Genomic DNA, 17203 nt, shown 5'->3' with positions numbered 1-17203 from the left:
GGACACCTCTGCTTTACTTTCCCCTATGGGATCATTTCTCACGAGAAACAGTATAGTGCTTTCTGGAGTCCCAACGTAGGTGAAGCAATAATAAAAGAGAAAGAAATCTTCCTTCTTGAGGAAAAGGCTGTTCTTTCTCCCTTTTGCGCCTATTCGGATTTAATCTGATGATCGTTCAATAAAAATATTCTTTAAAGGATAGAGTCGCCTAAAATGCAAGCCAGATATCTCTCCATCTTCGAGAAACACGTTCCGAATTTTGCGGACAAAAGGAGAGGCAAGAGTAAGCCACTCAGTAAATGTACCGACACCTCGATGAAGAGCGGCACCGCCGTCACCTCCACGTATCGTCACAGTAGGTTCACCACATAGTTCCCAATGATATGGATTCATTGCAATAGATAATCCAAACGCATTTGGCCGAAGATGTTCTTTCCACTCAAATTCATCATCTTCTTCAGGATCAGGAATTGTTTCAGAGGGTGTTTCATTCCCCCACCGGAACAGGGTTCGTGCTCCAGCAGAACAAGCATATTCCCACTCATCAGAATGAGGGAGACGAAAACCTTCAGTTGTTACTATCCTACGAACATCATCAAACCGAATGGATCGATGATATTTTATTCTTCCATCAGGTAGCACCTCAGGGGTCATAGGATTCGTTAAGCTAACTTGCAATAAAAAGGGGTCAAGTGTCACTTCTCTCAGAGGTGACATCACCATGTCCAAATAAGCTTCAAGTGTACAGGAAAGCCATCCTTCTTTCACCGTGAGTTGCCAACTCTCTAATTGTTCAGCCGTCGGGCGAAAAGGATGTGTGCGATCATAGCCAAGTGTCACCTTTCCTCCAGGCAGAAATGCAAAGAGGATTGATTCCTGATCCTGTACAGGCGATCTCCACTCAAAAGAGGCAACCCAATGACTTTTGCTCCCTTGTACATGTTTTTCAACCTTAAGATAGCGAAATGACGAAGGGAGATATTGAAGGAGAGCTAATGCGACTTGTTCACATTCCTGTGGTAAATATGTATCCCATTGATCAAGGGATGGGAGTTGCTCAGTTGATGCCAATTGTATGCCTCTCTATACCACTAAAAAGCCCTTTTTATCAACGTCAAAGACGACACCAATCAGTTTAAAACTTTTGGAGGTCATTTTTTGGTCCGATCTCCGTGTCACCAGATCATCAAGGCTACTAGCCCCTTATTGGATACACTTCCATCATATAAATATATTGACCTCCTTTACAGTTTTTTTGGCTAGACGTCAACAAATGAAATATATTCCCAGTTGTTTCCTAACCACAAAGGAAAAGGATCAACGAGAAATAGCGTATGATCATGCAGAGATGCAACCACTCTCCATTGTAAATAGTGTTCTCTAAATGTAAAATCTTGAGGAGATATTTCATGTGTAGTCGTTGAGATCAGAGAAATCAAACTCAATTGTCTTGGATAGGATAATATATCTTCATCCCAATACATGCGTACAGTGTCTGGCTTACATATATCATATACAGCCAAACAGCTTTCCACAAAAACGTTGACCTGACGTTTCATGTTCGTCTGATTATTATAGTCCAAACGACTGTTTTCAATGGTTATATCAAGTTTCCAAGCATGCTCCATTGAAACAAGCGTCACATTAAGACAAAAATCTTCACCAGGTATCCAGAAAGAGAGAATAACACTATCTTTTTGATCGTAAATAGTGGTCCAGACATCTCGAAAAGAGCAAGCAATTTCATCACTTTCACGGCCAGAAAAATACACGCCATTTCCACTCTCTTCATGAGGAGAAGTAAATGTCAATGAGGCACGATACATAGCTTCAAAGATAAGTGGCCACCAGTATTGTTCCTCTTTCTTCGCATCAAGACAAAATGTTGCATACAAATAATCGCTCATAACACCCTCATTTCTCATATAAAACTTGCAGTATATAAATGTAAATACTGCAAGTTTTATATCTCCACAATATACTTAATATATAAATTTTTACTTTTTATATATTAAGGTATTTCAAATATCTACTTACCACCAGCGAATCTTAATTTGGCATCTCAGGCTACTTCAGAATGCAGAGATGTTTTTTATCACTGCATTCTAACTTATCTTATAACTTGTGTCTCAAAAATTGAGGGTGAAATGTCACATTGATGATAAAGCATATTATAATTATGTTTTCAAGCTCGTTACTCAACTTTATGGTGAAGAGAACTTTACAAGAGAGAACGGGACAACTTGTATATTCCACTTGTTTAGTATTTTCCAAGTGTCTGCTGTGATATTACTAGTATCTCCATCATAGAGTAAATACACAGTTCTGCCATTTGCCCCTTTCGCAAAATTTGTAAGCTGATTAATTCCTCTAGCATTAGACAGAAGTTTATCAGGAGCCTGCCCATAACCACTATCTCCGGTAACTTCGATGATAGCATTTTTAGTAATAATATCTGGTCTCGAACCATTGAAGGACGGCATGGCTTTTTGGTCAGTTATTACATTACCACCATGATCCGGAACCAATTGATCAAGATGGTCGGCCACATACTGCTCTCTAGGATTGGGATCACAATCATTATGGACAACCCATTGACCAACGCCAACAATAAATGTATGATCCTGTGTGACCTCCAAATTATACATCGTCTGAGCACCGGACACATTCTTCCATCCGGTTATTACCCCTATACGATTTCCTGCTTCTACCACATGCATGCCACGCTTCAACTGAGCAACAGGAACAAAACCTTTCTCTACCGTGAGAAACGGATGCTTCATATTTGTGTGGAGGGTCTCGCTAGTCTGATGAGCAGGTTTCTCTTTCGTTGCTGAAGCATTCGTGGTAAGGGTCAGGTCAACAAGATCATCATCATGATTAATCCACACATGACGAATCACTTCTAATTCTGTCTGCTTTGCTTTTGGATTATATGAGACAACCTTTTCACCTGTCTTCAATGAACCAATTGCTTGCTTCCCATTTTCTGTCGCTACTGGAGTGGAGGCCATAAAACTGCAAGTGAAACTTCCCTCATCCTTTTCCGATTCAGCCTCTACAGCCTCTTCCGATTCAGCCTCTACAGAGTTTTGACTCTCCTCCACTTCCCAGGCTACTACTCCAGAATCTAAACTGATCGTTTCTGGTTGAAAATAATTGAATCCCAATAAGAGAGTCCACAGAGCTAGCTGGCAAGCCAATTCACAGGGCGCTGGACCCGAGGAGGCAGATGGAGCATTTGCAGGATACCCACTCGAACCAGTTGTTGTCCCACCACTACAGCCAAGCTCAAAAATGCAACTACCACCATTGCCTCCGCCGCCACCACTGCCTCCACCTGATCCAGGATTTCCCGTGCCAACTGGCGGTGTCGGCGTTGGATGTGGCGGTGCTGGTGGCTTCCCGCCACATCCCCCGGCAAACATCGGGCAGGCAGCGTGTCCTGTGGGATCTGTATTGGTCTCCGGATTTCCTTTGACATAGGCATAGGGATCATTGCCGGTCGCATTCGTGACGACAGTGTCCGCGCTGAGAAAACGTCCGCTGATGGGATCATAATAACGCGCCCCATAGTACATCAATCCGGTCTGGCTATCGAAGCGCTGTCCGGTAAAACCATAGACGGTGGGCATCGTTCCGTTGCTGTAGCGAACCGTCCCATAGGGCGTGTAGAGCTGAACGGCTTCCGTTGAGCCATCGGCAGACAGGGTCAGGCTCACACTTCCCAACAGGTCGGGGAGCTGATAGGAAAGCACGCCATCTTTGCGGATCGCCACGGTTTGACCACAAGCGGTGTAGTACTTGGTGGTTGAGGTTTGACTGCCATTGATGGTCACATCGGTAAAGCCATCAAAGCTAATGGTATCGGTGGGATTTGTACCACTATTGCTGATCCGTTGTAAGACCCGGTGCCCGGCGTTATCATAGAGGACCTGGTCACTGGGTGCCGATGTGCCTGGAGCCGTCCACGATGATAAGCGTCCCTCGTTATCATAGCTCATCAGGGCACCGGTCTGAGAGGCATCACAGGCCTGCGTCGATCCGGCGGTGGTGTCGACGTTGCGACAGGTCATATCACCCATCGCGTCGTAGCTGGCATACTGATTGGGCACTGTACTCAGAGTATTGGCACCATGAGCTGGGGTGGTTCCATAGGTCTCTGTCCCCGCTGGTCCCACGATCAGACGATCCAGGACATCATAACTGTTGGATTGTTGATAGGTAGAAACAGTGGTACCACTGGGGGTTGATCCACAATGATCTCCTCCGGAGGGCGTGCCCGTGTTTCCGGCCCAGATGAGTCGGTTCAAGGAATCATAACAAAAGGATTGGGAGTCGGTCTGGGTGCCTCCCGAGGTCGTTGGAAGGGTAGTACTCAGATTGAGCGTGTTGCCCACATTTATCATACGTCTTTGTCTGATTCCAGATAGTCGTCCCGTTCACGGTTGCGCTATTGCTTACCATATGCTGAAAGCCCACCTTATACTGTATATTCTGTTCAACGCCAACCATTACCACACCTGACATTAATTTGACAAATCAGTATCAGCTAAATCAACTCCTTTCAAATTTGCATGCTGAAGATTCGCACCTTTAAGTATTGTCCCATGAAGTATGCAACCTGCTAAATCTGCATGCCTTAGATCCACATCGGTCAAATCTGCATCTGTTAGATCAGCCCCTCTCAGATTAACATGCTGAAGATTCGCACCTCGAAGAATCGCATGATGAAATGTACATCCAGATAGATTCGCATGTGTTAAATTTGCTTCTGTCAGATTGGTCTTGATAAATTGGGCTCCATTCAACATGGCCCAAGCTAAACTCACATGAGTAAGATTAGATCGTTCAAATGTAACTCCCTGCATAACAGTGTCTGAGAAATCAGCATGCGTTAGATTTGCATCTTTTACATATGCTCCATTCAAAACAGCTGCATTAAAAATCGCGTCGGTAAGATCAGTTAAACTCAGGTTAATTCCATCCAAATCAGCCATGTCAAGCCTCACTCGTACTAAGCGAGCTTGATATAGATTAGCTCCACTTAAATTGACCTTCTGTCCTTTGGTCACAAAGTCAACATCGCTCAAGTCAATATCTATATCGTTTGGTTGCGTTTCTCTCCATTTATTCCACGCAAAAACATCATCCAAAAGAAGATCAAGCAAATGTTGGTTCCCCATAACTAAATACTGCCTCTTTTTGTGCATAGAAAATCATCACGAATATCCTCTGAGTAGTTACAAATAATTTATCGCTTCCTCTCCCAGCCTAAAGACCTCTTCTCTTGAATACCCTCTATAGCCATTACTGCATCATCCCTCACAATCTTGTTGGGATGATGGATGTATTTTTCTAATATTGGAATGTAGTTATCCTTTTTAGAAAAGGAGAGAAAATAGAAAGCCGGCAGTAAGTTATCAATACTGAATTGATCCAAAGGAAGCGTCCATCAGGACTCCATGCCAGACTTGCTATCTTTTGGTCAGACAGGTGCGCCTGCTGTGTCTGTTTCTGCTCAGCAACATCCCACACACAAAGCCTGCCTTGCTCATCACCGGATGCCAGAAATTGTCCATTGGAGCTGAACGCAAGCATACATACACCCGCATCATGACCATGTAACTCACCCAGCAAGCGCCCACTTTCAGCTTCCCAGAGATGGATCGTGGTATCACGAGAGCCTGAAGCCAGAATGAAACTATGAGGTGCACATGCCAGACAGAGCACTGCGGCAGTATGAGCTTCCCAGCACAGCATTTCTTGCTTTTGTGTGGTGTTCCACAGACGAATGGTCTTATCTGCGCTTCCAAGAGCAAATAAGCGACTATTAGGATGAAAAACAACACATGATATATAATGTGTAAGATTTATGACTATGGTAGGTGCAGCCTCATTACCAACGTGCCAGAGACAGAAAGAAACTCTTTTGCGAGGAGTGCTTTCTGTCGCGATAAAGAAGCGGCCATCTGGACTCAAGGCCACGGCATCTCCTGCATGTCTCCCCTCAGGCAGAGTAAATCGCTAAAGCAATGAACCATTGATGCTATTCCAGAGGAAAAAAGTGGTGCTATCACTCGGTCCAGACACAAATAGCTGACCCGAAGGATGTAATGCCAGAAAATTGCCGATAGCGGTGTTGAGCATCATTCTTCCCCGTTCTTGACCACTCTCGACCTCTCGAAGAGTCACACATCCTTTTATCGACTCAGTGATGGTGAGAAAATGTCCATCCGGACTAAAATGGGGACGAGGTCCTATTCCACTCCATTCATAGAGTACCTTCCACTGTTCCATCTCTAACAATTGAACTACCGACCTTTGTCGATCAAATTGGGAGACCGCCACATAGCGCCCCAGTGGATCAATCACACAGGCACTTGGCCTCAGATCGCCTATGCGGCTAGCAATCTGGCAGGCGCGTTCACAATCCCAGATGCAGAGCCCGAATTGTCTGAGTGCCACAAAGAGGAGGGTTCCATCATTGGTAAACTCCAGAGTATGAGGATGGGCATTGGAGTCATCATCACCGAGCAGCTCCCAGGTCGTAAGAAGACTGCCATCGTGGACACTCCAGAACCAAATTCTATGGTCGTAAAAGCTCCCTCCCACGATGACCGTCCCAGAAGGATGAAATGCGAGAAGATGAATTTCGGTCCACATGCTGCCTGGCGGAACTGACAAGACATGCAAACGCCGCCCGGTAGTTACATCCCAGAGGACCACATGATCTTTGAGGCTGGCCGCCAATATGTTGCCATCCCGACTCAATACCAATCCATGGATGTTCACGCGATACACTTCACCGAATACCTCATAGGTGAAGCGTTGCATGATCTGACCAGTGCGCAGATCCCACAGAATGATCGTCGTATCTTCAAGAGCAAGCGCCAGCAGATTGTGTTCGATGTTGCAAACCCAGCTAAAAGATGGGCAGTCAATTTCCCAGAGGATTTCTGGCGTGTAGATCGAGCGTATAGAGACAGAGACATCGGTATGGATAAGAAGATATTTATCGGTGATGGGAATCGCATGAAAAAGCTGTCCCTCTCCCATTCTTCGTGTAAAACCCTGTGGACTTGACCCGCTAGGATGGATATGGTAAACTTGGAGAAAGACTCCAAGAGGAGGGTCAAGAACATGGCAAAAATGATACGCACGTTTACGAAAGAATTCAAGCTGGAAGCAGTGCAGCTCTTGCAATCGAGCCAGAAATCGCAAGCGCAAATTGCCAGAGACCTGGGTATTGCAGACAGCACGCTCAGCAATTGGTGCAAACAGTTCATCGAACGAGGAGAACAAGCATTTCCTGGAAGTGGGCATCTTCCTCCATTAGAAGAGGAGAATCGACAACTCAAGCGAGAAGTTGATGTCCTTCGACAGGAGCGTGACATCTTAAAAAAAGCTATCGGCATCTTCTCACGACACCAGATCTGACGTATCAGTTTATTGCGGATCACCGTCAGGACTACTCTATTCGCGTGTTATGTCGAACATTGGACGTCTCAGAAAGTGGCTATTATGCCTGGGAAACCCGTCCGGCCAGCACGCACGAGCGAGAAGATGCCAAACTTTCCGCCTTGATTCAACAACTCTTTCTCGAGCATCGCCAGGTCTATGGGAGCCCACGTATTCATGCGCTGCTCGCCACACAGGGGATTCATTGTGGACGCAAACGGGTGGTGCGCTTGATGCAATCGTTGGGTCTTTCAGCCTTGCCTAAGCGGTCTCGTCGTCCCATGGGCACCGCGAGCGATCCAACGGCCCGCTTTGCACCCAATCTGTTGGATCGTGATTTCAATGCATCGGCACCCAATACGAAGTGGGTCACCGATTGCACCATGATCTCGACACAGGAAGGATGGCTCTATCTCGCGGTCGTCCTTGATCTGTTCGCACGTCGGGTTGTGGGCTGGGCGATGGCCGCTACTGAGGACGAGGCGCTGGTGACGATGGCACTCCGCATGGCCTTAGCTCGGCGGCAGCCTGAAAGTGACTGTTTTCCACTGTTACATCATTCAGATCGGGGCAGCGAATATACCAGCCTGGGCTATCAAGCGTGTTTGGCCGGGGAAGGAATTCAGGTGAGTATGAGTCGGACCGGGAACGCATGGGATAACGCTGCGATGGAGTCTTTCTTTGCAACACTGAAGAAAGAGTGTATCTACCGATCCTCTTTTCAAACACGGCGACAAGCACGTCAAGCGGTTTTTGAGTACTTAGAATGTTTTTACAACTCAATTCGGCTTCATTCTACGTTAGCCTATGTCAGTCCGATCTCGTTTGAGCAGGCAAACGATCAACCGATGAGCTAACCATCTTTTGTCTCTCTATCTTTGCGGGTCACTTCCACTGCTCTTGGAGTTCAGGCAAGAGAAATGACCCACGAGGTTGCAAGAGAGTTGGGGTTGCATCTGGAGGCATACTGCGTTTCTTCCTTCTTTCCACGCAATCCTCTCACACGTGTTTCTCCTGACAGGAGCATTGTGCACAATCATCAATGGTACTGATCAAGCTCAAAAAGCTCTATTCTGACCTTTTTTCTCATCATCTACACATCAAATGGGCCGTAAAGTACACCATCCACAATATCCAGATAGCACATTTTTCCCTCTTTTCCTCCCCATACACGAAACGGTCCCATCATCTTCGACGCCAACTGGAGTTGTTTTTGACAGACCTCACATGGCATCTCACCCAATCGATGATACACATACATCTCATTGATATTTCCTTGTTGACCTGGAAACTTGATCCCCTTTGCCATCAGATTCTTCGCCTCAACGAGACAACTGCCTTCTGCACATGTCACAAGTCCAAAATCGTTATCAAAAACGGGTGATGTCGTGTTTCTCACAATCGGATGGTTGGGATCACTTGTATTCAATAAAACTGTTGCGATTGGCCCGTCATTACTGATATTTTCACTCATGTATACCACCTTTGTCTATCTCATTCAGGGCAGAAACTTTATTCTTTAAACATTCAAAGAACGCTTTTCCCATCAGCTAGTTAAACGTTGTTACCTATACGGAAGGGTTTTTGTGTATTTTCCATAACTTTACGGTATTATCCATTTTCTCAAAGACACCTGTTTTCGACTCCGGATATTCATACCGCCCAACACCAGTCGTCATGAGCAACTTGCCATTTGGTGACCAGTCAATCGTGCCAATCACAGTACTATAGGAAGCAATCTCCGTCGGATGCGCAGTAAAGACAAGTATTGGGGCGGGATCTTGATTTTCTACATCCCAGATCCACACTGTGCCATCAGCATGTGCAAGCGCAAAATACATTCCATCAGGAGAATATACAATGTCCGCGATGCCCGCAAGAGTTCTTGGCATTTCAAAAGATCGTACCAAATCTAAGGAAAAAGCATCAAAAATCCGAACCATACATTCCCTGTCTGAAGCTACCGCTAGATATTGCCAATCAGGTGAATAACAAAGCCCTCTTACACGAGAACGTTGTTGTAACATCTCAGGAGCAACTGCGCCACTCCATCTTATATTGTATTGTACCTCTTCTTCATCAAGATTTTCTCCTATATTATAGATTTGTACTGCACCATTTCCTGTAAACCACGCAAAAGCGAGGCGTTGGCCATCAGGAGCAAAAGCAACATAGGATATCTTTGGCCTAAATCCTGTTTTAGTACTATTTGGAGGGGCTTCTGACGTACAGAGAAGAGCGAATGTTGTTACATCCCAAAGCGTCAGTATCCCAAATGTATCTATCACCACAAGATGTCTTGTATCAGGAGTGAATATAGCTGCCAGCGCACTACTATCGTGAGACAGATCAGTGATCCATGCCCCCTCAGAAGACCACAAACTGACTTTTATCCCAAAGATTCTATGCTCGTAAATAGAAGCAATCAAGGACCCATCCTGAGACACTGCAACAAAGGTCGTTTCAGCTTCAATCACACGATGAGAAACGTACTGGTGTTGATGATCTCTTTTCCAAACATGAATGGCACCAAAATCATTGGAGACGATCAGATGACTATCCCGGGAAAAGCGAGCACGAAGCACCGAATCATCATGACCTTGCAATGTCTGATAAAGGTTTACAGCTATTTTGTCAGGAATGCCTCTCAGAGATTTATCATTCATGCATTTTCACCTCTATATGTATGCCTAAATCAAAGTGAATAGTTTTTCTAGAACATACCAAGATTATTATACAATGTATCTAACAGCATAGGCCTCAACTTGTATAAAATGTAGAAGCACTATGCTGTATAACGTTTAAAAATGCATAAATTCTTTTACATAATTGCCTCCTTCTTTATGGTTCATCAAATATCATTCCTGGCTCAAATGGCCCATAAGAGTCACCTTCTACAAAATCTTGATATTGCAGTTGAGAAATATCTCCGTACTTATTTATATATCCTCCCCATACTCTTATGGGACCGTATTCCATTGACCTTTCTTTTAAAGCTTGAGTACACTCCTCACAAGGCATTCTCATATAAATTTGAAACTCGTACATTTGAGCAAAATCGCCATCATCAACGAGAGGAAATGCATCTATTTTATCCGTAAAGCCAAGGCATTGCCTCTCTCCACACTGACCAAAACCATTGAGATCTTTGCTCAACTTCACGGAATGGCGCAAGATAAATCCCTTATCAGTTTCCCAAACAGTAGTCCCTCCTGGAAAATCTTCATTCTCATTGATCATTTGTAAATTCGAAAGTATTGCTTTAGCAATATCCGCCATGCTAGAGGTGGGAGCAGGCAATGGGCTTCTAGTATTGCCTACCGTTTTTATCGGATCATCTGTCGATTGTGATCCTGAATTGGGTGTTTCTTGTACACTAGAATTGCCAGAATTCGTATTCTCGCTACCACTATTTGTAGGTTCTTCCTCACTCCCATCACCAAATTCTTCTCCGCCACCTACAAATTCGCCTCCTCCCCCAGCCATTCCTCCGCCTCCACCTCCAGCGGCAACTCCTCCACCTCCTTTGAGTTCTCCGCCTCCACCTCCAGCGGCTTCTCCACCATCTCCTCCACGACCATCACCCTCGGCTCCTCCACCCCTTACCCCATTACTATCCCCATCACCAACCCCATCGTCACTCACACCACCACCACCATCTAAATCGCGAGGAATAAAATGACCTGTTGGATCAGTAAATGTTGCCGGATTATCAGCGACATACGCATAGGGATCAAGGCCAAAAAGATTGGTCTCGATTGTGTCTGCACTGATAAATCGTCCACTGAATGGATCATAATAACGCGCTCCATAATACATCAACCCGGTCAAGCTATCAGCGCGCTGACCAGTAAAGCCATAGGTAGTCGGCGTTACTCCATCGCTATAACGCGTAGTGCCATAGGGAGCATAGAGTTGCACAGACTGTGTTGATCCATCAGCGTACAGAGCAAGACTCACACTTCCAAGGAGATCAGGAACCAGATAGGATACGACCCCATCCTTGCGCATGGCGATACGTTGTCCAGACGCTATATAGTATTTCGTAGTTGAGGTCTGACTACCATTGATACTCGTATCGGTAAAGCTGTCAAAGGTAATCGTATCAGTAGGATTTCCAGTTCCTGTGCTTATCCGTTGCAGGACACGATTTCCTCCATTGTCATAGAGAAATTGATCGCTGGGTGTGGATAGACCAGGTGCTGTCCAGGAGGATAGACGACCTTCATTGTCATAGCTCATTAACGCGCCAGTTTGTGTCGTTCCGCAACTCTGTGTTGATCCAACCGTTGTATCGACGTTGCGGCAGGTCATATTGCCCATGGCGTCGTAGCTGGCATACTGATTAGGCACCGTACTCAGGGTGTTGACACCATGAACCGGGGTGGTCCCATAGGTCTCTGTCCCCGCTGGTCCCGCGATCAGACGATCCAGGACATCATAACTGTTGGATTGTTGATAGGGAGAAACGGTGGTACCGCTGGGAGTTGATCCACAATGATCTCCTCCGGAGGGCGTGCCCGTGTTTCCGGCCCAGATGAGTCGGTTCAAGGAATCATAACAAAAGGATTGGGAGTCGGTCTGGGTGCCTCCCGAGGTCGTTGGAAGGGTAGTACTCAGATTGAGCGTGTTTCCTACATTGTCATACGTTTTGGTCTGACTCCAGATGGTCGTCCCATTCACAGTCGCGCTATTGCTTACCGGACGCTGAATCCCATCGTAGCTGTCCACGGTCGAAAAGACCGGTGTGGGTTGAGCGGTCAGCGCCGCTGATCCTCCCATGGATAATCCTGCGATCTGTCCAGCGTTGGTATAGCTGGCCTGTCCCACCAGAAAATTGACGGAACCGGTGCTCGTTGGAGTCCCAAAGTAGGAGGAGCGATAATATCCGTTGGTATCATACTGAGCGGTCAACGCCTCACCATCGGGATAGATCAAGGTGGTAGGCTGTCCCATGTCGTTGTAGGACAATGACACCGACTGCGTCGTAGTGGTGCCATCAGCGGTGACAGAAAGGCCACTTTGATCCGTCTGCCCACGTTGGTTGTACCCAGCACAACGCCAGCCAGTGCCAGCCGTTGCGCGAAAGGTCTCCGCCGTTTCCTTGCCAATAGGATCAGAGGCATACGAGCCACTGGGAGCGACACACCCCGTAGGAAAGGTCACACCTGAATTGCTACTATTCGTGTAACTGTCATAAAAGAAGGTCGCATAGGCACTACTTCCACAAGGATTGACCGATGCAGACGTGGTTCCTTTGCAGAGCGGGCGATTGAGCGCATCATAGCTCATGTACGTGTTCTGCCCACGTGGATCTTGCTGGTTGAGCAGATTGCCATCACTGTCGTAGCTGTACGCCCAAGCGGTATCACTGCTACTACTGCATCCTGCGGGCAACGGTGTATTGCTACACGAGCCGGAATCGGAATCGTTGAGTCCCGTTTTGCGCCCGACTCCATCAAAGGTCGCTTTTTGATAGGCCAGTTGCGTGGTTGTGTTATCAAAGGTCAATGTGGCATACAGATTTCCTTTGACGTCCCGGTCATAGCGCACCGTACGCACGACCGTATACGGAGAGCCGGTCCCCGCAAAGAGCTGGGTATACCGCTGTCGACCAATGGCATCGGTATAGCTGACCGATTGATGATGATAGGCATCCAGCGTCGTCGTGCGCTCGAAGGGCAGCGTCGTACTCTGGGTAAACGCGGGCAACCCTTGCGCCACCGTGTACGCGATACTGCTGGAAAGCTTGATCGTGCTCGCGTTTGCATATGTGACGCTTCCTAACGCACGTCCCAGTCCATCGTAGGTCGTCGTCGTCCGAGCCTGGGTGAGATCGGGTGCGACGTAGCCACTCCCTGAGACCGCATAGGGGAGGCTCTTGGTGACGGCTCGCCCGAGTTTGTCATAGATCGTGTAGGTCACCAGCCAGAGCGAGCCATTGGGACCAGGGGATTTACTCTCCACCACATTGCCCTGCCCATCGTACCATTGCTTCGTCGTGATGGTCTGGCTCGCACCCACCGTCTGACGCGTCGTGGTATCGATTTCAAGACACGGGGCCGTGGTCCCCACAGCGCAGCTATTATTATAGGTGTAGGAGACAGTCGGGCTGGACAGGGTATCTCCCGGGGAGGCAACAGCCGTCAGTCGCCCCAGCAGATCGTATTGATACGCCGTGCTTTGTCCATTGGCATCCGTCGTGGACATCACCCATTGTCCATAGCCGCCGGCTGTCGTGTTCGCATAACTGACCGTCGCCGCCTGGGCTTTCGCGTTGCTTGCCGAGACCAGATGCGCCTTGAGGCTATCATAGCTTGCACAGGCGCTGTAGGTTGAAGATCCACTCGTACAGCCGAGATGATTGTCGGCATCGATCGTCGTGATAGCATTACCCGATGCATCATAGGTGGCCTGAGTCGCAATCAGCGAGCCCGCTGCGGCGCAGCCATTGCTGGGATCACTGTAGCCGGTATGATCTTCCTCTCGTGTCACATCAGGCAACGAGGGAGGAGCCGAATAACTACTCGATCCACCGTAGAAATTGACGTGGCAGCCATATTGCACGCCAGCACTATCCTCGGTCGTCGTGCGTCCCGGCAGATTGGTCAGATAGACCGAAGCGGTGTCATTGGGATAATAGGTCGCACTTGAGATGTAATGACTCCCATTGACATCATTACCACTGACATCGACACTATCGACATTGCCATAATCATAGCCTGAGATATGACTCGTTCCCTGATCATCGCCATCGTAGCTATAGGTTGTCGTCTTATGCACCACATTGGCGTTACTTTGATAGCCATTTTCGTCGGTCACGCCATCCACCTGATAGTCATCGGTCTGCGTGACACGAGGATCACAGACCATCACCGGGTTATTGCGATCCAGCTGGCTGGTCAGGTATTGTGTTCCAACATCATATTGGCCCCCTCCAGCCCCTTCGCTGTGACCTACCCCAGGTGGGGGACACATCGTGAGATAATTCGAGGTCTGGGCCGAGAGCAGTTTACCATCGATACCATAGTTCAAGACCTCTTTTTCGCGTCCGGCTAAACCTGGATCTGGGTCCCAGTAGGGATCAACGCCACAATTCTTCGGCTCTGTCTCATATTGGTAGTCACACTCAATGTTACTTTTCGCAATCCCCCATCCCCTCGTCGAGTAAAATGTGTGCTGCTGGGATGAGTTATCAGGCAGGGTCACCTGAACATGGGCAAAGCTCGTAAATTGTCCGTTATAATAGTCAGCATAATCCTCGTCATTGACATCACCCCAGGTATAGCCATAAATACATGCATTACACCATTTGGCCGTCAATGTATTCACATAATATTGATATTGCCAGGTCGACGAGACACCATTGGTGACGGCGGTCCGATTATAGACCACCATACGGCTCCAACTGCGGTCATCAGCCTTGGCACACAATATATCTGTTGTCCGATAATTATTACAGGTGAGCGCATTATTGCCCGCACCTTCACCCGTATTATGGGTATTGCCGTGGGCTTCCGCCCAGTTCACCGTCTCATTCCATCCTCGACCATTATCCAGATTTTGGATGAAATATTTGTTATAGGTTTGTTGCCAGAGCCAACAGGGACCTCCATCATACAAATGTGGCGTCCAGGCCGGACCACAATTCGTCGCCGGTTGGGCCGGATGGGCCTTATCAGATGCCTCATAATGCTCGGTTTCTGCAATATAGGACATGTTGGTGATAGGCGCATTCAATGGGTCTGCATCGGTGCCCCACTCCTCGATGCGGCGCAACAGCAGATAGCCTGCCACACTCTCATTGAGGCCACTCAATGCATCCCGAACAGTATAAGCAGGCTTTTGATTGTAGGTAAACTCATAGCGATGCTCAACATGACCCTGCGATTGGATGATAATATTGTTGAGCACATAGGTATTGAAGGCTTTGGGAGCCGGTAACCCACCTGATCCCGAGAGGTCCTCTGGTACGTCGCAGCGATTGGCCTGCGAGGCACTCCAGGTATCACAGACGGTCCCACCCGCCAGAATATGATCGGCTGCGGTCTTGGCATTAAGCGCGATCGTGACCTGAGGATTCCAGGTGCTACAGCCAGCGGTGACCGCATTGTTCGCGTACGAGGTATTATGGCACGTGGGATCATCATATTCGACAAAGGACATAGTCGAATCGCGCACATCGTTGCCGGGGCGATTCTGTTGATAATGCACACGAATCTGATTACCGAAACGATCCACCATCAGATTGAGATCCCAGCGATAGGGGTGAAAGACCCCATTGGCATCGGTGGCGGATTGACGTGATTCATTGGTACAGCCAAACTCTTCCATGATGCCATTGGGCAGTGAGACATGCCAACAGATCTGATTATTGAAATTGACCTGCTTAATTTTGGCATGACTCTCGGGGGCCGAATGCCAGACAGCCGTGGTGTCAATATCCGTCGCAGTGGTCCCGTAGCCGGGAGGAATCAACTGTCCACTGATGCCATTGGAGTCACTGATGCTCCAGACGTTATCCAACTTAACGGGGGTCACATCGGCATTGGATGTGATCTGACTCCAGGTAATCGACCCCAGGCTTAAGTTCCAGCCTTCTCCGACCCAGGGAGCCGTGGCCTGCGCATTGTGGCTTTCACTGACCGAGCCACTGGAATAGCTCAAGTTCAGATTGGGAACAAAGCCTCCTGGACCTGGCGGAACACTGATCGGATAGCTATAGTCCAATGATCCAGCACTTAATCCAACATCGACCTGTTGTGCAGCTCCCCAGCTGGCTACCGGGGCTTGGGTGCTAAAGGAAATGGTACTGCTGGCTGCGGCTGCGGCCGTCGTGGTCGTCGCCTGACTCGCCGCTTTCTTCACCGCCGATGGCTGGCTGGAAACAACAGTCGAGAGGTTGGTCGAGGTGCTCCAACTTGCCTTGGTAGCATCTTTTTTGGCCGTGAGGAAGATCGGGGCGGTGGTTGTTGCCGCCGCTTTGACCTGAGGTCCTATCTTGCTCGCCTGAGAGGTGGTCGTCGTCGTTGGAGTGGCCGTATTCCAGAGCGCATAGACAGTCTGGTCTTGCCACAAGGACGTCCCTTGATCCGCTAACACATGATAACGCATCGTGAGAGGAGAAGCGAGCACCAGCGTGGTCAGTGCATTTCCTTGCGCATCAGTGAGCGACAACTGATACGTACCCAACATGATCTCCCCACTCAGAGAGCTTCCACTTCCAGCATCCGTTTGGACAATCGTGAGTTGAATCTTCCCGCCCGCATCACTCACCTGCTGAGCGCTCACGGTATCGGCCACCACATCAACCTCCAGGTGTTGATCCTGTGTGGTAATCTGTTGAGCCTCGGGCGTGAGAAGAAACGTCTGAGGAACTTGTGGCAGTGGTGGAGACGAGATAAGTTGTGGAGAAGTATCAGGTTGACCACTATTATAGATGCCCAGATCAGGTGGCGGCACTGCCGCTGGCGGAGTGAGCCAGTCTGGAGCAGCAATGGGGGGATTGGGATCGGTTGCTGCGGCCGCAGCATGAACGAGTGTCACAGTCCCGTAGGTATTCACCAAGAGGGTAAGCACGACAAAAACGATAAAGAACGACATCCAAAAAGGCAACGGACGTTTGCCCTGCCCACGAGATCCATCTCGCGTCGGCAGGATACGAAAAATACTGCGATGCATGCGAACTCCAACGATTCAAAATATGGTATCGCTGCCTGACTATCCTTCCCATTCATCCTCT

General features: G+C 48.1%; 10 protein-coding genes. 1 reads left to right on the top strand and 9 read right to left on the bottom strand.

From position 1 onward, the window contains the following. Window positions 1-159: 159 nt before the first annotated feature. The 6 genes from AC27N8_RS28630 to AC27N8_RS28605 form a co-directional block, all read right to left on the bottom strand. Entirely contained in the window at window positions 160-1071 is a 912-nt protein-coding gene (locus tag AC27N8_RS28630) for a hypothetical protein (protein ID WP_487071876.1), read from the bottom strand. Window positions 1072-1259: 188 nt separating this feature from the next. Beyond that, window positions 1260-1907, bottom strand: a complete 648-nt coding sequence (locus AC27N8_RS28625; protein ID WP_487071874.1) for a hypothetical protein — start codon at window positions 1905-1907, stop codon at window positions 1260-1262. 297 nt (window positions 1908-2204) lie between these two features. Continuing rightward, window positions 2205-4409, bottom strand: coding sequence for an RHS repeat-associated core domain-containing protein (locus AC27N8_RS28620; protein ID WP_487071872.1), 2205 nt, complete (start codon window positions 4407-4409; stop codon window positions 2205-2207). Between the two features lie 120 nt (window positions 4410-4529). Further along, window positions 4530-5186: a pentapeptide repeat-containing protein gene (locus AC27N8_RS28615; RefSeq protein WP_487071870.1), complete on the bottom strand. Its 657-nt coding sequence runs from the start codon at window positions 5184-5186 to the stop codon at window positions 4530-4532. A gap of 172 nt (window positions 5187-5358) precedes the next feature. Next, window positions 5359-5988, bottom strand: coding sequence for a WD40 repeat domain-containing protein (locus AC27N8_RS28610; RefSeq protein ID WP_487071868.1), 630 nt, complete (start codon window positions 5986-5988; stop codon window positions 5359-5361). A gap of 39 nt (window positions 5989-6027) precedes the next feature. Next, a complete protein-coding gene (locus tag AC27N8_RS28605) occupies window positions 6028-7059 on the bottom strand; it encodes a WD40 repeat domain-containing protein (RefSeq protein WP_487071866.1) in 1032 nt (343 codons plus the stop codon). Between the two features lie 84 nt (window positions 7060-7143). Between AC27N8_RS28605 and AC27N8_RS28600 the strand changes: the two genes are divergently transcribed. Then, window positions 7144-8318 (top strand): IS3 family transposase gene (locus AC27N8_RS28600; protein WP_487063828.1). Its coding sequence is split into 2 segments (ribosomal slippage): window positions 7144-7416 and window positions 7419-8318, totalling 1173 coding nucleotides; the frame shifts between segments, so codons are not numbered across the junction. Between the two features lie 236 nt (window positions 8319-8554). Here the strand turns inward: AC27N8_RS28600 and AC27N8_RS28595 are convergent. The 3 genes from AC27N8_RS28595 to AC27N8_RS28585 form a co-directional block, all read right to left on the bottom strand. Beyond that, window positions 8555-8935 (bottom strand): hypothetical protein, encoded by a 381-nt coding sequence (locus tag AC27N8_RS28595; protein ID WP_487071864.1) that lies wholly within the window; start codon window positions 8933-8935, stop codon window positions 8555-8557. A gap of 94 nt (window positions 8936-9029) precedes the next feature. Next, the gene (locus tag AC27N8_RS28590; protein WP_487071862.1) at window positions 9030-10127 is read right to left on the bottom strand and encodes a WD40 repeat domain-containing protein; all 1098 of its coding nucleotides are present in this window, start codon (window positions 10125-10127) and stop codon (window positions 9030-9032) included. 175 nt (window positions 10128-10302) lie between these two features. Next, entirely contained in the window at window positions 10303-17142 is a 6840-nt protein-coding gene (locus AC27N8_RS28585) for an RHS repeat-associated core domain-containing protein (protein ID WP_487071860.1), read from the bottom strand. Between the last annotated feature and the right edge of the window lie 61 nt (window positions 17143-17203).

The sequence above is a fragment of the Dictyobacter sp. Z7_2 genome, assembly GCF_057551105.1.
The sequence above is the reverse complement of the archived record's forward strand: the minus strand, read 5'-3'. Positions and strand labels throughout refer to the sequence as shown.

Excerpts from the sequence above, each read along its gene's own strand:
- AC27N8_RS28625 (WP_487071874.1), bottom strand. The coding sequence starts at position 1,907 with ATGAGCGATTATTTGTATGCAACATTTTGTCTTGATGCGAAGAAAGAG.
- AC27N8_RS28620 (WP_487071872.1), bottom strand. The coding sequence starts at position 4,409 with ATGATAAATGTGGGCAACACGCTCAATCTGAGTACTACCCTTCCAACG.
- AC27N8_RS28615 (WP_487071870.1), bottom strand. The coding sequence starts at position 5,186 with ATGGGGAACCAACATTTGCTTGATCTTCTTTTGGATGATGTTTTTGCG.
- AC27N8_RS28605 (WP_487071866.1), bottom strand. The coding sequence starts at position 7,059 with ATGGGAGAGGGACAGCTTTTTCATGCGATTCCCATCACCGATAAATAT.
- AC27N8_RS28595 (WP_487071864.1), bottom strand. The coding sequence starts at position 8,935 with ATGAGTGAAAATATCAGTAATGACGGGCCAATCGCAACAGTTTTATTG.
- AC27N8_RS28590 (WP_487071862.1), bottom strand. The coding sequence starts at position 10,127 with ATGAATGATAAATCTCTGAGAGGCATTCCTGACAAAATAGCTGTAAAC.
- AC27N8_RS28585 (WP_487071860.1), bottom strand. The coding sequence starts at position 17,142 with ATGCATCGCAGTATTTTTCGTATCCTGCCGACGCGAGATGGATCTCGT.